This window comes from Spirillospora sp. NPDC029432, from assembly GCF_040703975.1.
Taxonomy (GTDB): domain Bacteria; phylum Actinomycetota; class Actinomycetes; order Streptosporangiales; family Streptosporangiaceae; genus Spirillospora.
This window is the reverse complement of sequence record NZ_JBEZWH010000020.1, coordinates 73,832-94,086: the sequence shown is the minus strand read 5'-3', so window position 1 is coordinate 94,086 and position 20,255 is coordinate 73,832. Positions and strand designations below refer to the sequence as shown.

14 protein-coding genes and 1 riboswitch are annotated in these 20,255 nt (G+C 72.1%); of the genes, 8 read left to right on the top strand and 6 right to left on the bottom strand.

The annotated features are described in order from the left end of the window. Positions 1 to 56: 56 nt before the first annotated feature. The 4 genes from AB0881_RS18470 to AB0881_RS18455 form a co-directional block, all read right to left on the bottom strand. Complete coding sequence (locus AB0881_RS18470) at positions 57 to 1,295, bottom strand: amidohydrolase family protein (protein WP_366618137.1); 1,239 nt, start codon at positions 1,293 to 1,295, stop codon at positions 57 to 59. Positions 1,296 to 1,471: 176 nt separating this feature from the next. Next, on the bottom strand, positions 1,472 to 2,872 hold the full coding sequence (locus AB0881_RS18465) for an MmgE/PrpD family protein (protein WP_366618136.1): 1,401 nt from the start codon (positions 2,870 to 2,872) through the stop codon (positions 1,472 to 1,474). Positions 2,873 to 2,904: 32 nt separating this feature from the next. Then, on the bottom strand, positions 2,905 to 3,579 hold the full coding sequence (locus tag AB0881_RS18460) for an enoyl-CoA hydratase/isomerase family protein (protein WP_366618135.1): 675 nt from the start codon (positions 3,577 to 3,579) through the stop codon (positions 2,905 to 2,907). Next, the gene (locus AB0881_RS18455) at positions 3,579 to 4,061 is read right to left on the bottom strand and encodes a VOC family protein (RefSeq protein WP_366618134.1); all 483 of its coding nucleotides are present in this window, start codon (positions 4,059 to 4,061) and stop codon (positions 3,579 to 3,581) included. Before AB0881_RS18455 ends, AB0881_RS18460 begins: the two co-directional genes overlap by 1 nt. Before the next feature lie 321 nt (positions 4,062 to 4,382). On the opposite strand from AB0881_RS18455, the gene AB0881_RS18450 reads away from it, so the two are divergent. From AB0881_RS18450 to AB0881_RS18425, 6 genes are all read left to right on the top strand, one after another. Beyond that, complete coding sequence (locus AB0881_RS18450; RefSeq protein ID WP_366618133.1) at positions 4,383 to 5,699, top strand: SDR family NAD(P)-dependent oxidoreductase; 1,317 nt, start codon at positions 4,383 to 4,385, stop codon at positions 5,697 to 5,699. A gap of 374 nt (positions 5,700 to 6,073) precedes the next feature. Further along, positions 6,074 to 8,425, top strand: a complete 2,352-nt coding sequence (locus tag AB0881_RS18445; protein ID WP_366618132.1) for a CoA transferase — start codon at positions 6,074 to 6,076, stop codon at positions 8,423 to 8,425. Between the two features lie 10 nt (positions 8,426 to 8,435). Next, complete coding sequence (locus tag AB0881_RS18440) at positions 8,436 to 9,602, top strand: thiolase family protein (protein ID WP_366618131.1); 1,167 nt, start codon at positions 8,436 to 8,438, stop codon at positions 9,600 to 9,602. After that, positions 9,599 to 10,018: an OB-fold domain-containing protein gene (locus AB0881_RS18435; protein WP_366618130.1), complete on the top strand. Its 420-nt coding sequence runs from the start codon at positions 9,599 to 9,601 to the stop codon at positions 10,016 to 10,018. Before AB0881_RS18440 ends, AB0881_RS18435 begins: the two co-directional genes overlap by 4 nt. A 166-nt stretch (positions 10,019 to 10,184) precedes the next feature. After that, positions 10,185 to 10,931 (top strand): hypothetical protein, encoded by a 747-nt coding sequence (locus AB0881_RS18430; RefSeq protein WP_366618129.1) that lies wholly within the window; start codon positions 10,185 to 10,187, stop codon positions 10,929 to 10,931. A gap of 428 nt (positions 10,932 to 11,359) precedes the next feature. Then, positions 11,360 to 11,523, top strand: a riboswitch (cyclic di-AMP (ydaO/yuaA leader). Between the two features lie 8 nt (positions 11,524 to 11,531). Further along, a complete protein-coding gene (locus AB0881_RS18425) occupies positions 11,532 to 12,167 on the top strand; it encodes a hypothetical protein (protein WP_366618128.1) in 636 nt (211 codons plus the stop codon). A 100-nt stretch (positions 12,168 to 12,267) separates the two neighbouring features. Here the strand turns inward: AB0881_RS18425 and AB0881_RS18420 are convergent, their stop codons facing one another. Further along, positions 12,268 to 15,459 carry a hypothetical protein gene (locus tag AB0881_RS18420; protein WP_366618127.1) on the bottom strand — a complete coding sequence of 1,064 codons (3,192 nt, stop codon included), beginning with the start codon at positions 15,457 to 15,459 and terminating at the stop codon, positions 12,268 to 12,270. Between the two features lie 337 nt (positions 15,460 to 15,796). Between AB0881_RS18420 and AB0881_RS18415 the strand changes: the two genes are divergently transcribed. Together AB0881_RS18415 and AB0881_RS18410 are read left to right on the top strand one after the other, a co-directional pair. Then, complete coding sequence (locus tag AB0881_RS18415) at positions 15,797 to 18,556, top strand: AAA family ATPase (protein ID WP_366618126.1); 2,760 nt, start codon at positions 15,797 to 15,799, stop codon at positions 18,554 to 18,556. 27 nt (positions 18,557 to 18,583) lie between these two features. Further along, positions 18,584 to 19,474 carry a polysaccharide deacetylase gene (locus tag AB0881_RS18410; RefSeq protein ID WP_366618125.1) on the top strand — a complete coding sequence of 297 codons (891 nt, stop codon included), beginning with the start codon at positions 18,584 to 18,586 and terminating at the stop codon, positions 19,472 to 19,474. Positions 19,475 to 19,486: 12 nt separating this feature from the next. Here the strand turns inward: AB0881_RS18410 and AB0881_RS18405 are convergent, their stop codons facing one another. Then, positions 19,487 to 20,122, bottom strand: coding sequence for a hypothetical protein (locus AB0881_RS18405; protein WP_366618124.1), 636 nt, complete (start codon positions 20,120 to 20,122; stop codon positions 19,487 to 19,489). Positions 20,123 to 20,255 lie beyond the last annotated feature (133 nt).

The window sequence follows — 20,255 nt, the reverse complement described above, 5'->3', positions numbered from 1 at the left end:
AACACCAGGGCCGGGGCATGGATCGCATGCCCCGGCCCTGGTGCTCGTACGCCGCGTCAGGTGGTGGCCACGACATCGGTGTCGCGCCACTCGGCCTCCTTCTTGCCGAGCGCGGAGTCCCAGAAGCCGGCGTTGACGGGGCCCTGGTACGCCGGCGCGGCCGAGGCGCGGAGGGCGCCGACGGTGCACGACTCCCTGCTGCGCAGGGAGAACGGGTCGAACTGCAGCTCGCGCATGGCGTTGAGGTGCGTGATCTTGTTGACCTCGTCCTCCGGCATCCGCGAGAGGTAGTTGTTCCAGGCGACGTCGGTGCCGTCCGGCCACACGCAGTCGCCGTGCGGGTAGTCGAACTCCCAGCAGATGTTGTCGATGCCGATCAGGTGGCGCATCTCGATGCCGGGCTGGTCCTCGATGAAGCAGGTGATCGCGTGCTCGCGGAACACCTCCGTCGGGGTCTTCGGCCCGTACGCCTCGCGCACCCACGGGCGCGCCTTGTAGGCGATCTCGCACCGCTCCAGGAAGAACGGCACCCAGCCGATGCCCCCCTCGGCCAGCAGCAGCTTCAGCGAGTCGTAGGTGCGGAACACGTTGGACCACACGAAGTCCGCGGCCGTGCCGTAGAGGTTCAGCGGGATCATCACCCCCGTCGCCTCCATGGCGCAGTCGTCGGAGGTCTTCGGCAGCGTCGAGGAGGACCCGATGTGGGTGGCGATGACGGTGCCGGTGTCGGACGCGGCGGTCCAGAACGGCTTCCAGAACTCGTCGTCGTAGATGCTCGGCAGGCCGAACTTGGAGGGGTTCTCCGAGAACGCGACGGTGTTGACCCCGCGCTCGCTGATCCGGTGGATCTCCTTGGCCATGGCCTCGGGGTCCCACAGCGGCATGATGCCCAGCGGGATGAGCCGGTCCGGGTGCCTGCCGGCCCAGTCCTCGATCATCCAGTCGTTGTACGCCTCGACGCAGGCGAGTGCGAGGTCCTTGTCCGCCAGCTCCATGAACAGCTGGCCGGCGAAGCGCGGGAACGAGGGGAAGCACAGCGACCCCAGGATCCCGACGCTGCTGAGCTCGGCGACGCGCTCATCGGGGTCGTAGGTCCCGGGCCGCATCTTGCCGTAGTTCATCGTCCACGGGCTCTCGACCGAACCGTCGACGATCCACGAGCCCTTCCCCGTCTCGTCGGCGATGAACCGCGGTCCGCGTCCGGCGAACTTCGCGGGCAGCCGGCCCTCGAACATGGTCGGCGGCTCGAGAACGTGGTCGTCCACGCTGACGAAGATCAGATCGTTGGGCGTCACAGTGACTGTCCTTTCGATGACGGCGGATCGGGCTCGTCGCCGGCCTCGCCGCTCCACGCGATCGATGTGCGGCGGAGACCGGGCCGACTTGACTCTAACGAATAAGTTAGTTATCTACAAGGGTTGTATCGTCGTGATACGAGCATCTCTCGGGCATCGACAAGCTGAATAGTGCACTAAAGATCGACTGCGGAGGGCGACGGTGCGTCCTCGCTCCGGGCCACCAGGTGCCGCGCCAGCCGGTTGCTGTCGGGGAGCCTCTCCAGATTCATCACCATCTCGGCGACCCGGTCCGCCCGCTCCTCGCCCAAGGGCTCGCCGGCCAGACCGCGGAACTTCGTGATGACGTCCGACTCGCTCATCGGGCTCGCGACCGTTCCTCGCGCGCTGCGCACCTCGGCGGCGAGTACGGAGCCGTCATCGAGTTCGATGGAGACCTGGCACGGACCTTCCCCGGGAAGGGGAGAGGACGCGGGAGCGCGCTCGTACGTCACCCTGCGGGCGATGGCCAGGAGTTCCGGGTCGTCGAGTCGGGCGTTCATGTAGTCGCCGAACCCGTTCGCGTTGCGCACCAGCCTGAGCGCGATGCCGAACGCGGCGCTGAACTGCGCGGAGGTGATGTCGGCGGGTTCGGTGACGAGGCCGACGGCGTCGACCTCCCGGTCGTTCTGGAGCACGCGGATGCGGCGTACCGCGGCCGGGGTGAGACGGGGGTGTTGGTGTTGCAGCCGCGCGACGGCGTCGATGACCGTGTGCTGGGCCGCGCAGCAGCAGTACGGCTTGAGGCCGGTGGTGAGCAGTTCGAAGTCCTTGCCGAGGCCGGAGGCCGGCATGCCGGGATCGTCCGCCACCGCCTGGAGCAGGCCCCGGCGCCCATCGAGGGCTCCCTCGGGAGCCGTGACCCCCGCCCGGGCGAGCCGGACCGACTCGATGCCGGACCGTGCGGCGATGCCGGCGTGGACGCGCTTCACCGATCCGCCCGACACCGAGTGCTCGGTGATGCCCGACGCGTGGCTCGCGGCGATGCCCAGGGCATGCGCGGTGCGCGCCTCATCGAGCGACCAGAGCGCCGCCGCGGCCGCCGCCGCTCCGAACGGCCCGGCCACCGCGGTGGTGTGGAAGCCCCGCCGCATCATGCCCACGGCGCTCAGCGCGACGCGCACCATCACCTCGTAGCCGACCGCCACCGCGGCGACGAGCTCCGCGCCGGAGGATCCGTGCCGCTGCGCCGCCGCCAGCGCGGCCGGCACGACCACGGCCCCCGGATGGCTGGCCGAACGCATCTCGGTGTCGTCCATCTCGAAACCATGGGCGAAGGCTGCGTTCGCGAACGCCGCCGTCTCGACCGGGGCCGGAGCGCCGTAGTACGAGATCGTCGCCGGTCCGGCCGTCCCGGCCTCCGCCGCGTACCTCCACACGGCTCGGGACCATGGCAGGCGCGCGAAGGCGACCTGGCAGCCAAGGGTGTCGAGAATGTGCAGCTTGACGGTGGGCAGGACTTCTGCGGGCAGCGAGCCGCGCCTCTGGGCGACGAAGCGGGCGAGGGCGGCCGTCGCCCCCGAGGCGGGCGGTGCCACCCCAGCGGCGTCCCCATGATGCGTTTCCCGGGTCACGGGTGCGGCCCCTGACCGGGCGGTGTCTCCAGGCGGCGCGACCAGGCCTGACGCGCCGCCGCCAGCGCGGACTCGTCGGCGGCCAGCAGGTCGCGCCCCAGCCGCTGCGCCGAGCCCTGAAGGTCGCGCGCCGGCACCACCGCGTCGGCCAGGCCGAGGCGGAGGCACTCCACGGCCTCGATCCGCTCCTCGGTCATGGCCAGGCGCACGGCCCGCCGGTGGCCGATGATCCGGGCGAGCTCGGCGGTGAGCGGTCCCGGAAACCGCCCCTCGCTCCAGCCGGGCACGCTCATCCAGGCGTCGTCGGCCATCAGGACGCGCAGGCAGGCCGAGGCGAGGTGCATCCCCGCGCCCAGGACGGGGGCGTGGACGGCGGCGATCCAGACCATGGGGGAGCCGTTCAAGGTGCTGAACAGCTCGAGCGCGGCCGGCGGGACCCCCGGCTCCCGCTTGGCCTTGAAGTCGCCGCCGCCGCACCAGGCCGAGCCTTCCGCGGCGAGGACGGCGACCCGCACGCCCTCGCCGGCGAGGGCGTCATGGGCGGCGATCGCCTCGTCGACGAGCCGCCGCGTGAGCACGTTGTTCTCCTCGACGTCGCTCAGGACCACCCGTCCGACACCCTCGATGATCGACGAGCGGACGAGAGGCTTCACGGAGGGTGCCCGCGACATCAGGACTCCAGGCGGCCGGTGGCCGGGTGGACGGGCGGGTAGTTGTGCTTCCACCCCTCGGTCGGCCGGTAGTCGGAGGAGACCGCGTCGCGCGCGGCGTAGAACTCGAGCTGGAGGTTGTCCGGGTCGCGGAAGACCAGCACCCAGCCGGTGGAGGTCTCCAGGATCTCGGTGCGCCGCACCTCGAACTCGTCCAGCCGCGCCCGCCACGCCTCCAGCTCGCGGAACGAGGGGACGACGAAGGCCAGGTGGTCCAGGCCGGTGCGGAATTCCGTGGCGCTGTCGCCGGACCCCTTCGCGCCGTGGTGCGTCAACGAGATGACGATCCCGCTCGCCCGGTCCTCGAAGATGACCTTGCGGAAGGCGGGCTTGTCCAGCTCGGCCACCCTCTCCAGTCCGAGTACCCGCTCGTACCAGCGCCCGCTGCGGTCGAGGTCGCTCACGGTGACGCTGACGTGCCCGAAGCCCGAGACTCCCAGCATGCTTCCCTCCCGGCTGATCGGGAACCGCACGGCTGTGCCGGTTCCTCAATAGCGCAACGATGCGTTACGCGCCGACCCCGCGTCAAGGAGTATCGGCGGGCGTTATGCCCTTGAACGGCTTAGGTGTGGTCCTTGACGCCTGAGCAAGGACTAACGCATTATGCAGCTATAGGGTGCGGCTGCGAGCCGGCGAAGCCGGGTTCCGCGGGCAGGCGGGACGGGCCGTCGGGCACGGCGTTCCACGCGCCTCCGAACCCGCCGGCCCGAGCGTCACATCCTGCCGCTCGCATCACGGAAGCCCACTTCGACGAAGGAGATCGCATGAGTGCCGACATCGACCACCCCCCGGCCGATGCCGCCCGGGCCTTGCGCGGCAAGGTCGCCGTCGTCACCGGTGCGGGCGGCGGTATCGGCCGGTACATCGCCCAGAGCCTGGGTGAGGCCGGCGCCAGTGTCGCCATCGGTGACGTCGACGAGTCCGGCCTGGAGGAGAGCCGGGCCCTGCTCGCCGCGTCCGGGATCCCCGTGATCGCGCGGCCGGTGGACGTCACCTCCGAGGCCCAGCTCGCGGAGCTGATGGCCGCCACGGCGAAGGCGTTCGGGGGGATCGACATCTCGGTCAACAACGCCGCGATCGTCACCCACTCGCACTGGAAGGCCAAGTGGCCCGACCTCGACGAGATGCCGCGGACCTTCTGGGACAAGGTCATCGACACCAACGTCGGCGGGGTCTACTTGACGACCAAGCACGTCGCGCCCTACCTGCGGGCGCGCGGCGGGGGGCACGTCATCAACCTGTACGGCGGCGGCCCGCTCCGACCCGGTACCGGCGCGTACGCGCTGAGCAAGGACGCCGTCGCGGTCTTCACCCGCCACTCGGCCGTCGAGCTCGAGCCCGACGGCATCTGCGTGCTCTGCGTCGACCCGGGAGGCGCCATCGCCACCGATGACGCGCCGGACGAGATCAAGGCCAGGTACCCCGGCGTCGACTCGCTCGAGGATCTGTTCGTCCAGGCGGCGAGCGCGCCGATGAACCTGACCGGCGAGAAGGTCATGTTTCCCCGCGAGGGAGCGAAGGTCCTCGCTCCCGTACCGCCCAACCACCCACCACAAAGGAGAATCATGGGATACGACCCCTACGCCTTGGCTCCGCCGACGTCGTCGTTCACGCTGGTCAGCGATGACTTCAAGAACGGCGGAGCGATCCCGTTCGAGTGCTACGCGGACGATCGGGGCAAGAACGCGTCGCCGTCGCTGAAGTGGTACGACCTGCCGGACGGCACGGAGAGTCTCGTGATCACCGCGTACGACGCCGACACGCCGATCCCCGGCGGGATCTGGCACTGGCTGGTGAAGGACGTTCCGGTCTCGGGGCCGGCGGGGGAGCTTCTGCACGGTGCGGCACCGGACCTGCCGGCGCCCGCGGTGGCCCTCACCAACGACCTCGGCCAGGCCGGATACTCGGGCATGCGCCCGCCGCCGTTCTCCGGCATGCACCACATCTACTTCTGTGCCACGGCGCTGAAGGTGCCCACCCTGGAGATCCCTGACGACGCGACCATCGCGCAGGCCCACATCATGATGATCCCGCACACGCTCGGCCGGGCGGTCCTGGTCGGCACCAGCGTCGCGCCCTGACCCCCGCGTGAGCGCCCCCGGCGGCCCGTTGAGCACGGACTCGGTGTCGGCACGCAGGTGAAGTCTGACCGGAGCAGCCTTCGCCCATGAGTGCGCGTTCTTCATCGATCCCGCGCGCGGGTCGCCGGGAGTGACCTGCCGCAGGCCCTCGGCCAGCCGGCTCCAGTGCGCCTTGGAGGCGGGGACATCCCACTGAGTGGACTGTCCAGGGAGAAACTCCCAGGGACCGTGATCGGCTGGTTCCAGTCAGTGGACGAGCGGCTTCCCGTGGGGTGTGAGGGTTTGGACGATGGCGGCGAAGCGCGGTCAGGGACGGAGTCGGAGGGCGCGCCACGAGCCGGCATGAGGGCGCGAACGATGGGGGCACGGAGTAGATGTCGCTGCTGAGGGATTTCCGGGTCCTGGACCTGACGTCGGGGATCGCCGGTCCGTACGCGACGAAGCTGCTGGCCGATGCGGGGGCCGATGTCGTCAAGGTGGAGTCGGGTTCGGGCGATGGGTATCGCCGGTGGTCGGCTTCGGGCGCGGATCTCGGTTCGCAGGACGGGGCCATGTTCCGGTTCCTCAACGCGGGCAAGCGCTCGGTGCGGGGTGGGATCGAGGATCCCGAGGTCAGGGGGCTGCTCGCCGGTGCCGATCTGCTGGTCGAGTCCGGGACGGGGGATGCGGCGCTCGCGGGTGTGCGTGCGGGGTTTCCGATGCTGGACATCGTGTCGGTCACGCCGTACGGCCGGTCGGGGCCGTGGGCGGGGCGGCCCTGGACGGAGTTCACCTTGCAGGCGCTCGCCGGTTCGACCGGAGGGCGGGGATATCCGGGCCGGCCGCCGGTCCATGCGGGCGGGCGCCTGGGGGAGTGGATCGGGGGCGGCTACGCCGCCGCGGCCGCGCTGGCGCTGCGTACCGGTGCCCGTCGCCGTGGCCGGGGCGGCGAGCACATCGACCTGTCGCTGCTGGAATGCATGTGCGTGGCGATGTCGCTGTACGCGCCGCTCACGGTGAGCCTGGCCGGGACCGGGCCGTCCGGGCGCACGGTGGAGATCCCCTCGGTCGAGCGCAGCGCCGACGGCTGGGTCGGGTTCTGCACGATCACCGGTCAGATGTTCCAGGACTTCCTGGCCATGATCGACCGCCTCGATCTGCTGGACGATCCGGGGATCGTCGATCCGAAGCCGCGGCAGGGCCGCTTCGCCGAGTTCCAGAAGATCATCGAGGACTGGACAGGGACGCTGCCGGCCGCCGCGATCGAGGAGATCGCCAGTGCCCTGCGGATCCCGGTGTCGCCGATCGGCACTCCGGCGACCGTGCCGGCCAACGAGCACTTCAGCGCGCGCGGCGTCTTCGTCGCGAACCCGCATGGTTTCGTGCAGCCGAGGCGGCCCTATCTCGTCGACGGGGACGCCGGGCCCGGGCCGCTTCCGGCTCCGGGGGTGGGAGAGCACACGGGCCGTGTCGATTGGGAGCCTCGTGTACGCGAAGGTACCCGTTCGGATGGGGCGCCGCTGGAGGGCCTCCGGGTCGTCGACCTGACGGGGTTCTGGGCGGGTCCCTCGGCGACCCAGCTGCTCGCGGCCTTCGGCGCGGACGTCATCAAGGTCGAATCGACCGTGCGGCCCGACGGGATGCGCTTCACCTCCACCCGCCCGCCGAGCGTCGACGGCTGGTGGGAATGGGGCGCGGTCTTCCAGGGCGCCAACGCCGGCAAGCGGGGGATCACGCTGGACCTGGCCCGCGCCGAAGGCAGGGACGTCCTGTTCGAGCTGCTCGCCCAGGCCGATGTGCTGATCGAGAACTACTCGCCGCGCGTGCTCGACAACTTCGGCATCACCTGGGAGTCCGTACGGGAGCGCTGCCCGCGCGTCACGCTCGTGCGGATGCCCGCCTTCGGCCTGGACGGGCCCTGGCGCGATCGCACCGGATTCGCGCAGACGATGGAGCAGGCGTCCGGCCTGGCCTGGATGACCGGTCATCCCGACGCGCCGCCGATGGTCCTCAAGGGCCCCTGCGACCCCCTCGCCGGGACGCACGCCGTCGTGGCGACGCTCGCCGCGCTCGAACGCGCCGACACGCTGGGGCACGGTGTCCTCGTCGAGGTCCCGATGGTCGAGTCGGCGCTGAACGTCGCCGCGGAGGTCGTGATCGAGCACAGCGCGTACGGTGCCGAACTCGTCCGCGCGGGAAACCGCGGGCCGGTCGCGGCGCCGCAGAACCTCTACCGGTGCGGCGGGCCCGATGACGACGAGTGGCTCGCGCTGGCCGTCGTGACCGACGAGCACTGGGCGGCGCTGCGCACGGTGCTGGGCGATCCGGCCTGGGCGCGGTCGCCGGACTTCTCCTCTCGCGAGGGCAGGAGGCGCGGCCACGACCGGATCGATCAGCACCTCGACGCGTACTGCGCCGGGCGGGACGCGGCGGAGCTGGCCGAGGCGCTGGCGGCGGCGGGCGTTCCGGCGGCGCGCGTCGTGCCGCCCGCCGATGCGCTGGACAACCCGCAGTTCGCCGACCGCTCGTTCGCCGAGACCGTCGACCATCCGGTGCTCGGCGAGCACCGGATGCCGGGGGTGCCGTTCAGGGCCGCGTCCAGGGAGGGGCCCTGGTTCGCCCGGCCCGCGCCGACCCTGGGGCAGCACAACGACGAAGTGCTGCGCGAGGTCGCCGGGATCGGACCGGAGCGGATCGCCGCGCTGCGGCGGCTCGGCGTGATCGGCGAACGACCGGACAACCTGTAGGGAAGTGATCTTGAGCGAACACCCCTTCCGCGACGTGGCGATCGTGGCCGCGTACAACACCCGCCAGGCACGGGTCCTGGAGGGACACACGGCCTTCTCCATCACGCTGGAGGCGGCGCGCGGCGTGCTCGCAGAAGCGGCCGTCCCGGCGTCCGAGGTGGACGCCGTGTTCAGCAAGCACGCGCCCGAGCTGATCTACGCGCTCGGCATCGGCCCGGCCTGGAACTCCAACGCCGCGAGTGGGATCGCGGGGCTGCTGCAGGCGGCGAGCCTGGTCGCGACCGGGCTGGCGCGTACGGTCCTGCTCGCCGACGGGGGAGCGGGCCTCTACACGGAACGGGCCGCGACCGCGCCGTGGACGCGCCCGGCCAACGAGTTCGTCGTGCCGTTCGGCCTCTACACCGCCGCCGAGTTCGCCCTCATCGCCCGGCGGCACATGCACCTCTACGGCACCACGCCGGAACAGATGGCGGAGGTCGCCGCGACCATCCGCAACAACGGCCACGCCAACCCCGACGCGGTCTACTCCGGACGCGGCCCCTTCACCGCCGGCGACGTGCTGGCCTCGCGGATGATCGCCGACCCGTTCCGCCTGCTCGACTGCGCGACGACCTCCGAGGGCGGATGCGCCCTGATCGTGACGACCGCCGAGCGCGCGGCCGACCTCCCGGGCACCCCCGTGTACATCCTCGGCGGCGGCCTGGACGCGCTCGGACCGGCCTACCGGCACGCGCCCGCGTGGGATCTCCGCGGCGGCACCGGCGACGTGCCCAACGGCTACGTCGGGCGGCGCGCGGCCCGCGACGCGTTCGCCACGGCGGGGCTGGGGCCGTCCGACGTGGACGTGTGCGAGCTGTACGACCCGTTCTCGTTCGAGATCATCCGCCAGTTCGAGGCCTTCGGGTTCTGCGGGGAGGGCGAGGGCGGCGACTTCGTCATGGACGGCCGCATCGCACCGGGCGGCGAGTTCCCCATCACCACGGACGGGGGGCTCATGTCCTACAGCCACGGGGGCGGGGTCGTCCAGCTGTCCCAGCGCGTCGCCAGGGGCGTGCACCAGTTGCAGAAGCGCTGCCGGAGCGGCCAGGTACCGGACGCGAAGGTCGCGCTGTGCTCGGCCGGGGGAGCCGGCGCGCTGTTCACCGACGTCGTCCTGCTGGGGAGTGAGCGCCCGTGACCGTCCTGGAACCTCAGCGGCCGGGGATCCCGCTGCCGCAGCCGACGCCGGTGTCGCGGCCCTTCTGGGACGGCTGCGCCGCGGGCGAGTTGCGCTACCAGCGCTGCGGCGGATGCGGCCGCGCCGTGTTCGACCCGGCCTGGGACTGCCGCCACTGCGGTTCCGGTGCGCTGGAGTGGCAGGTGAGCGGCGGCCGCGGCGAGGTCTACAGCCACACGGTGGTCTGGCGCCCGCAGGCGCCGGAGTTCAGCGCCCCCTACGCCGTCGTGATCGTCACCTTCGACGAGGGGTTCCAGCTGCTCACCAACCTCGTCGGCGCCACGGTCGACGACGTGCGCGTGGGGCTCCGCGTGCGGACGGCGTTCCACGACGTCGGCGGAATCACCCTGCCCTACGTCGAGCCGGACGGGAGCTGAACACACGGGGATACACATGGGGATGAGGCCCTCATCTCGCGTACGCCCCGCTGGCCGAGACCGGCCGCCTGTCCCCGGGCCCGATGCGCCGTGGGCCTAGGCGGAGGGGGACGATCCTGTGATCATGGCTGTTGGTACGACGATGTACAGGACGCAGGGAGGGACCGTGGTCCGATTCGCCGTGGTCGGGATGACGTTGGCCGCCGCCTTTGCGATGGCGCCGAACGCCTCCGCCAAGGAGATCCAGGACGTCCACGTCAAGGAGAGCGAGAGCCGCATCGCCGCGGTCGGCCCAGGGTTCAAGCTCAAGGTGACCAGGCACGGAATCTCCTCGTCCATGGTGGAGGAGGAATTCGGGGATCCCGCCACGGGCAACGAGATCGTACGGCTGTCCACCGATCTGGCGGGGCGCACGTACCGTCCGTTCGTCTGCGAGAACGGCACGTACACGATCAACGCGGGCACCTTCCGGCGTGCTTACCGCTTCTCCTCGCTGGAACGGCGGCCCCCGATCTATCCGGAGCGGTTCCACACGTCGTTCCCCGGTTTCGTGACGCCGTTCATGGGTGAATTCGACGCCACCGTGACCGACGAGGCGGGCGAGACCCTCCGCGTGATGATCTCGGACCTCGCCTACGAGGCGCGGACGGCGGGCGGCGGTTTCCGCGGCACGTACCCCATTCACGGCTTCGTGGTGGATCAGAAGGGCAAGATCCGGGACCGCATCTCGCTGCTCGGCCGTTTCCGTTCCGGGCCGGGCGGCGCGGACGCCAGGTACTGGATCGAGGACCGCGGCACCTGCCACCAGAAGGCCGACCTCGGCTGGGGCGTGCCCAACACCGACCAAGTGGTGGTGACGGGCCCCTTGCTGGTCCTTCCGTTCAACGCCCCCGTCGTCACACCGAAGCGGTAGACAACGCGGGGACGTGAGGCGGCCGACCGTCACCGGCGGCCGCGCAGCACCGCATGATCTGGCCGGCTCTGGCGCTGTGAGCTGCTCGAAGCGTGAGTTTGTGGGTGTTTGCCTTCTCTTGGTGGTTGCGTTAGCTTGTCGTCCACCAAAGTGCCCTCCAGGTGCTTTGTCCCCTATGAGCACGATGACCTCATCTGACACCGTCGGGTGAGGGAACGGGCGCGATCCACGCGTCCTCCTGCCGCGTCCGGTCTCTTCGAGACCCGAGCACCAGGCCCTTCCCATGCGCACGCCACGGCGTGCGGGCCGAGCGCGCCGGCAGCCGCTCTCAGAGCACGCGGCCCTCGCATGGCCGCACAAACCAATCAGCGCCGCTCTTTCGCGCACGGGACACCGGGTCCCGTGAACGGGCCCAGCGCCCAAGGATCGCAGCGGCAACGCCGAGTCCGCCTTCATGGCGGAGCCGGGGATCCACCGTGCGCCGGACCTCAGCCGGTCCGCGCAGGGGTGAATCGGCCTGCCCTCAGAGCCGTAGGGCGACTTCCACGTCCGAACCCGTCAGCTAACCCGGTAGGCGTATTGGAAGCCAAGGAGTCCCCCTTGCAAGGCAAGCACAGCAAGAAGCGCGGCCCTCTGGGCCTGTCCCGCGGCGCCACCGGCGCACTGGTCGGCCTCGCCGTGGTCGGCGTGGCGGCGACGACCGTACACGCGTCGGCCGGGTCGTCCGGTCCGGACGGCGCGGAGAAGGCCGCCGCCGTCGCGACGATCCCGGCGGAGAAGCGGCCGGATGCCCGAAAGCCGTCGGGCGACGCGCGCGACGAGCAGGACGAGCGCTCCGAGGTGATCGCCCGCGCCAAGACCTGGCGTCCGCACACCGACCGGAGGGTCCCCTACAGCCAGAGCGACTACCACGACGGCTACCGGACCGACTGCTCCGGCTACGTGGCGATGGCGCTCGATCTGCCCAAGCCGGGCCCGAACACCGTGGGCCTGACGTCGTCGCGGTACACCAAGCGCATCAAGATGTCCGAACTCAAGAAGGGTGACCTCGTCATGGACGCCGAGGGCACCAACACGACCCGGCACGTCGTCATCTTCGAGAAGTGGGCCGACGACGAGCACACCTCCTACTGGGCCTTCGAGCAGCGCGGCAGGTACGGCACCGACCACCGGACGCGCGACTACGGCCTCGACTCCGGCAGCGAGTACAAGGCGTACCGGCCCAAGAAGCTGTGAACGAACGGTGAGAGCGCCCGGCCGGGCCACCCGGCCGGGCGCATCCGCTCGACCGCCATGCCCTCGTTTCCCATGCCGGACCGGTATCCGCGGAACGGAGTCACCGGTCGAGGAGCTGGGAGATCTCGTAGGCGGCCCACGGATCGCCGGCGTCGGCGCGGGCGCGGAGGATGGTGACGGCCTGGTCGGTGCGTCCCAGCTCCACCAGGTGGCCGACCAGCCAGGCGGTGGCATGGGCGTCGCCGGCGTCCGCGCGGGCGCGCAGCTCGGCTGCTCTGCCCTGCCGCGCCAGGAGTTCGGTGAGGCGCTTCCGGGCCCATACGGCCACCTCGGGAGGGCCTCCGTCGGCGCGGGCGCCGCAGAAGGCGATGGCCTCGTCCACACGTTCGCGCTGGACGAGGAGGTCCACCAGGTGCTGCGCGGCGCGCCGGTCCTTGGCCGCCAGGGGCCGCAGTTCCTCGATACGGCCTTGGAGTGCCAGCAGGTCGACGAGGCGGCCGGCGGCCCACCGGTGGTCTCCGGCTGCGGCGCGGTTCCGGAGCATGGTGATGGCCTCGTCGGTGCGGCCGTCCTGGACGAGCAGATCGATCAGCCGGCGTCTGGCCCAGGCGAGCTCGCCGGCCTCGGCCACCGACAGCGCGGTGGCGATGGCCTCGTCCACCCGCCCGCAGGCGCCCAGGACGTCCACCAGGTGCTGCCGGGCCTTGGGATTCGCGGAGGCGCGCAGCATGGCGATGGCCTCGTCAGGTTTCCCGTCGGCGGCCAGCATGTCCGCGAGGCGGCGCTCGGCCCACCAGGCGGGCACATGCTCGCGCAGAAGGACGGCCGCCTCCGGCCGGCGGCCCTGGCCGGTCAGGAGGTCCGCCAGGCGGGCACCGGCATGTCCGTCACCGGCCCTGGCACGATCTCTCAGCACCGCCTCCTGGCCTTGGTCGACCAGCAGGTCGACCAACCGTTCGGCGGCATAGGGATCGCCGGACTCGGCCCGCCGGGTGAGATCCTCCACTCGCCGGTGTTCGACCAGGAGGTCCACCAGCTGTTTCGTGGCGAACGGGTCCGCGCGCACGCGGGCTTCGAGGAGTTCGACGGCCTCGTCCACCCGCCCGTACAGGGGCAGCAGCTCGACGAGATGGTGCCGCGCCCAGAGATCCTCCTCTTCGGGGTCGTCGACGCGGGAACGCAGCAGCGCGAACAACTCCTCCGGCCGGTCCTCCCGCAGCAGGACGTCGACGAGCTGGTAGCGGGCGTACGCGGATCCCGCCTCGGCGCGGGCCCGCAGCTGCCGGGGTACGACCGAGCGCGCCAGGTGGTCCTGCAGGAGGGCGTGGCGGAACTGCCACGCCGTACCGGCCTGCCGCAGGATTCCCCGGTCCAGCGCGTCCGACAGGAAAGGCCACAGACGCCACGGGAGCCAACCCCGCAGAGCTAGGCGGAAATGGGTGACGCGAAAGAAGGTCCATGCCCACAGGCCGGCGCTGAACGCGGCCATCAGGCCGTAGACCGCGAACGCGGTCGCAGCGGCCGCCATCGCGTCCACGCCCTTGACGAGCGTGGCCATGACGGCGAAGGCCGCGGCACCGAGGACACCGGTGCCCACCCCCGCGACCAGCGCGTTGTCCAGGGTCGCGTAGATCGTTCCGCGCGGGGTGGAACGGCGCGACCGCGGGATGAACGACAGGCGGTTCGCCAGCCCCTCGTTCAGCGCCGGTACGGCCATCGCCAGACCGGTGCAGAGCCCGGCGGCCAGGCCGGGCAGCGGGGCGTGCAGCACCGCGCCCGCCAGCGTCCCCGACAGCGTTCCGGCGAGCACGGCGAGCCTGACGCGTTGAAAGCGACGCCAGCGTGGCGACCGGTACCGGGTCGGCACGTAAGCCGGGTGACCGCCCGGCCATAGGGGACGCAGGACCCCCAGCGCGCCGGCGCCGAGCGCGGTCACGACGACCAGGGCCACGCCGGCCCCTCGCGCCGGGCCGATGAAGACGCTCGCCGCGAGACCGGCCAGGACCGCGGCGGCCCAGCACGTGACCATCGCGGTGAAGACCTTGGTGACCTCCGGGAGCGGCAGCGCGTGGCTGTGCCGGCCGAGCTGCCACCACCACAGGTCCCGGTTCCCCGTCCGGTCGAGGTGGAAGGCCACGCACTCCAGCCACCGCACCACCTGGCCGGGAGTGTACGGGCGCGCCGTCGCGCTCCCGCCGCGCTGTGCGGAGTCGTACACGGTGGGGACGAACCCGTCCAGCAGCATGCGGGCGACGCCGTCGCGGTCGGACGGCCCCAGCAGTTCGGCGGGATCGGTGGCGGGCTCGCGGTAGTTCGCGCGGGCGAGCGACACCATCAGCGGCGTCGACAAGGCCTCGGCGAGCGGCCCGCCGGGGTGCGCGAGGAGGTGCTCGAACACCGGCTCCCAGCGCCCCCTGGACGGAGCCGGGTGCGCCAGGAAGTCGATCACGGCGTGGGTGTCGACGGGCTCGATCTCGACGACCGCCGCCCGCGACAGCACCACTCCGCTCCGCGCGACGACGCTCTCGTACTCGCGGCTGCGGCAGGTCACCACGACGGGCCGGCCCGCGGCGAACCGGTCGAGCGACTGGAGCGCAGGCACCCGGCCCTGCGGGGCGATCTCGTCCAGCCCGTCCAGGACCGCGAGGATCCGGCCGCCGGCCAGCAGCGCTTCCGCGAGCGACAGGCCGTCCCGCCCGGGCCCCGGCCGGTCGAGGAACCGGTACTCCTCCCGCAGCCGGCGGATCAGGTACGCCTTGAAGTCCTCCGCGATCGGATCCCAGGAGGCGATCGGCAGCAGGACCGGCACCGGCTCCGCGGGCCGCGAACCGTCCAGCAGCCCGAGGGTGAGCAGCATGGCCAGCACGCTCTTGCCCGCCCCGGCCTCGCCCAGGATCACCAGCTGCCGGTTCGGCAGCGCCTGGAAGGCCGACACGATCTCGCGCACATCGCCGCGCAACGGCAGCCGGTCCCAGTCCGCGCCCTCCTGGTCGTCCAGGACCACGGTCCTGCTCGCGGCCACCGCCCGTACCGTGGACGACCACCGCACCCGCAGCGGCAGCGGCTGCAGGACCATCTGGCGGGCCGCCTCCTCCGTCCACTGCAGGCGCACGGCCTCCGACAGCGTACGGACCGCCGCGTCAAGACCGCCTTCGCCCTCGCCGGGAACGGGCCGCTGGCGCGCCCACTCGACGGCCGCGACCGCCGCCATCAACCCGGCGGCGACACCCCACACGACCCACGGACCCCAGCGCCCGCCGACATCGACCGTGCCGGTCGCCAGATTGCCCACCAACGCGAACGCACCCGTGAACAGGACCGCGGTGACCGGCGAAGGATGCCACCGCCTCGCACCCCGATTGCGCCACACCTGAGCATCCTGATGGCGCCACGGCGGCGCGTACCAGAGCGCTCGCGGGATGAGCGCCGACCGAATCCGGCCGTTGACACGGCCGTCCACGCGCACATGCCGCCGTCCCGTCCCGCCCCCGGCACACCGCCGTGGGGGAGCGCGGCACCGGCCGGGTCTTGATCGAGACCTGACGGGAATGGGATCCTGACGAGGCTCCCACCGGCCGCTGACTTGGTCGCGCCGACGCATGGGCACTGGACGGGGAGCACAAGAGGCCATGGAGACGCTGCCTGGGCGCACGCCGCTGCTGGATCGGCAGCGCGAGCGTGCCGAGCTGGACGGCCTGCTGGGGGATGTGCGCTCCGGGCGCGGGCGGGCCCTGGTGCTGCGCGGAGAGGCGGGCGTGGGGAAGTCGGCCCTGCTGCAGCACACGGTGGGGCAGGCGGCCGATATGAGGGTGGTCCGTGCCGTGGGGGCGGAATCGGAGATGGAGTTGGCGTACGCCAGCCTGCATCTCCTGATCGCGCCGCTGCTGGACCGGATCGAGAAGCTGCCCGGCCCGCAGCGCGACGCGCTCGCGGTCGCGTTCGGGCTGCACGAAGGGACGGCGCCCGACCGGTTCATGGTCGGGCTGGCGGTGCTGACCCTGCTGGCGGAGGCGGCGGAGGAACGCGCCCTGCTCTGCGTGATCGATGACGCGCAGTGGCTGGACCAGGCGTCGGCCCAGGTGCTGGCGTTCGTCGCCCGGCGGCTGCTGGCCGAGCCGGTGGGGCTGCTCTTCGCGGCACGCGAGTCCGGCAGGCCGTTCCACGGGCTGGTGGACCTGAACGTGCGCGGCCTGCCCGAGCAGGACGCGCAGGCGCTGCTGCGCTCCGTGGTCCGCTTCCCGCTGGACGACCGGATCAGGGACCGGATCCTGGCCGAGACGAACGGCAACCCGCTGGCGCTCCTGGAACTGCCGCGCGGGCTGAGCCCGACGCAGCTGGCGGGCGGGTTCGGGCTGGTGGAGGCCCAGGGCGTCCCGGCACGGGTCGAGGAGGGATTCCGTCAGCGGCTGGCGGCGCTGCCGGCCGGGACCCGGTCGCTGATGCTGGTCGCGGCGGCCGAGCCGACCGGCGACCCCGTGCTGATCTGGCGCGCGGCCGGGCGGCTCGGGGTCCCCGCTTCCGCGGCGGAGCCCGCGCAGGCCGACGGATTGCTGGAGATCGGGACGTGGGCGCGGTTCCGGCATCCGCTGGTGCGGTCGGCGGTGTACTCGGCCGCGTCCTGGTCGGAGCGGCGGGCGGCGCACGCGGCGCTGGCCGAGGCGACCGATCCCGTGTCGGACCCCGATCGCCGGGCCTGGCATCGCGCGCACGCGGCACTGGAGTCCGACGAGTCCGTGGCCGGCGAGCTGGAACGGCTGGCCGGCCGGGCCCAGGCGCGCGGCGGTGTCGCGGCGGCGGCGGCGTTCCTGCGGCGGGCGACCGCGCTGACGCCCGATCCGGCCAGGCGCGGAACGAGGGCGCTGGCCGCGGCGCAGGCCGCGTTCGAGGCCGGCGCCCCGGACACGGCGCTGGAGCTGCTCGTGTCCGCGGAGATGTCCCCGCTGACCGAGCTCCAGAGCGGACGGGTGGTCCGGCTGCGCGCCCAGATCATCTTCGCGCGCAACCGCGGTGGTGAGGCCCTGCGGCCGCTGCTGGAGGCGGCCGGGCGGCTGGCCCGCGTCGACGCGGGACTGGCGCGCGAGGCCTACGTCGACGCCATCGGATCGGCGGTCTTCGCCGGCAGGCTGGGCGAACCCGGCCTCCTGCGCACGGTGGCCGAGGCCGCCCGCGCCGCGCCCCCGGGACCTGCGCCGGAACGGCCGGTCGACGCACTGCTCGACGGGCTGGTGACACGCTTCGCCGAGGGCTACGCCGAGGCGGCGCCGCGGTTAAAGGGCGTTCTGCGGACGTTCCGCCGGCAAGCCCAGCGCGATCCGGACGACACCATGCGCTGGCTCTGGCTGACCTTCCCGGTCGCCGCGGACATGTGGGACGACGAGACCTTGCACGAACTGGCCACGAACGCGGTCCAGGCGGCGCGCGAGAGCGGGGCGCTCCACTTCCTCCCGCATGCCCTCACCTACCGTGCCGCCGTCCACGTTTACGCCGGCCGGTTCGACGCGGCGGCCACGTTGATCGAGGAGTGCAGCGCGCTGCTGACGGTGACCGGCCACGCCTACTTCGGCTTCGCCTCCAACCTGCTCCTGGGCTGGCGCGGCGGGGACGAGGCACCGGCGAAGTTCGCCGCCGACATCGAAGGGGCGAGGTCCCGCGGCGAGGGGCGGGCGATCGGCGGGGGCCACTTCGTGAGCGCTCTGGCGTACAACGGCCTCGGCCGGTACCAGGACGCCCTGTCCCACGCGGAACGGGCATGCGAGCACGACGACCTGGGGCTCACCGGATTCACCCTCCTCGAACTGGTCGAGGCGGCCGCCTACGGTAACGCTCCCGGAAGGGCAACGACCGCGCTGCGGCGGCTCGAGGAACGCGCCATCGCCAGCGGCACCGACTGGGCCCTCGGCGTGCTCGCCCGCTCGAAGGCGCTGCTGTCCGGCGGCGAGGCCGCCGATCTGCTGTACCGCGAGGCGATCGAACGTCTTGAGCGCTGCCGGGTCGTCGTGTACCTCGCCCGTACCCACCTGGTGTACGGCGAGTGGCTGCGCCGCGAGAACCGGCGCCTCGACGCGCGCGAGCACCTGCGCACCGCGCACGAGATGCTCCAGGGTTTCGGCGCCCACTCCTTCGCCGAACGCGCCCGCCGCGAACTCCTGGCCACCGGCGAGACCGCCCGCAAACGCGCCGCCGGCACCCCCGACGGCCTCACTCCCCAGGAAGGCCAGATCGCCCGGCTGGCGCGCAAGGGCCTGTCGAACCCGGAGATCGGCGGCCAGCTCTTCCTCAGCCCGCGCACCGTCGAGTACCACCTGAGAAAGGTGTTCACCAAGCTGGCCATCACCTCTCGCCACCAGCTCGCGCAGGCGCTGCCCGACCCGGGCCATGACGACGCGTGAGCATCCTCCCGCGGAACGGAGCCTCACATGACCGAACAGCAGCCCTGGCAGTGGGACGAGCGGATCTGGCGCGGCCACGTGGCGCGGGTCCGCGCCGGCCGCTCCCTGCGCCCCGCGTCCTGGCCCGGCGGCGCCCGCGTCGCGGTCGCGCTCTCCTTCGACTCCGACCACGAGACGATCCCCCTGTGCACCGGCGAGACCCGGCCGGGCAAACTCGCCCAGGGCGAGTACGGCTCCCGCGTCGGCGCCCCCCGGGTGCTTCGCCTGCTGGACCGCTTCGGTATCCCGGCCTCGTTCTTCATGCCGGCGGTCTCGGCGTTACTGCACCCGGAGGAGGTACGCGACTACGCCGCCGCCGGCCACGAGGTCGGCATGCACGGCTGGATCCACGAGAGCAACGCGCTGCTGGACCCGGCCGACGAGCGCGAGCTGGCCCTGCGCGCCGCCGGCACCCTGGAGAAGCTCTCGGGCACCCGCCCGGTCGGCATCCGCACGCCCGCGTGGGACTTCTCCGACCACACCCTGGCCATCACGCGCGAGCTGGGCCTGCTCTACGACTCCTCCCTCATGGCCGACGACGAGCCGTACGAACTGCTGGCCGACGGCGAGCCGACCGGCGTCGTGGAGATCCCGGTCGAGTGGATCAGAGACGACGTGCCGTACCTGCTGCAGGAGTTCGGTGGCACGCTCCGGCCGTGCCCGCCACCGCGGGACGTGGCGGGGATCTGGCGCGACGAGTTCGACGCCGCGCTCGAAGAGGGCGGGCTGTTCCAGCTCACCATGCACCCGCACGTCATCGGCCACCGCTCCCGCATGGCCGTGCTGCGCGAGCTGCTGGAGCACATCGACGCGCAGCAGGGCGTCTGGTACGCCACCCACGCCCAGGTCGCCGAATACGTCCTGGAGCAGGCCTCATGATTCCGCGGCCGGTCATGACGGTTCGGGTTCCGGCTCGGCATCGCGCTCCGGCTCGGGCCGCTGCCCGGGATCCCCGTCCTGGTTCCCCGGGGACGGCCCCTCGGTGGGCTGGCTGTCCTGCTCCGGCGAGGGCGAGTCGCCCGAGACGCTGGGATCCACCTCCGAAGGCGAACCGCTGCCGCCACCGGTCTCGGTGGCGGTCCCGGTCTCGGCGAGCACGGTCTCCTCGACCCCGCAGGGGCGCGGCTCCCCCGTCCCCGCGATGATGTAGATGGTCTTGCCCTGCTGGACCGTCTGCCCGGGTCTGGGAACGGTCTCGCGGAACCCGCAGTAGCCGCCGTTCCCCTGGCCGAACCCCGCCCTCTCCAGCTGGTCCGCCGAGTCCACGTGCTTGACGACGAGGTTCACGCAGACCTTGCCGCCGCACTGCTCCTTGACCTTCTTCTTGATGGCCGGCTGGACCTCGTCGAGCTTGCGGTCACCCGCCGCGCCGACGCTGGGTACGCGGATCGGCGCCCCCGGCGCCACCGCGTCGTCCTGCGGGTCGGGCGCGCCGGGCGCCCCGCATCCCGCCACGACCGCGCACGCGGCGACCGCGACCGCCCGGAACGGGGCGGTGCGCCGCAACGGCGTGACCGCTCTCTTCATGTCGCCCGTCCTCACGTCATTCCAGGATGTCGAGGAACGCGGCCGGCACCGGCTCGGCGCACGTCGGCGCACCCGAAATGACCTTTACCGGACCGGAGTTCAGAGTGATCGCACGACAAGGCGGCCGCTGCCG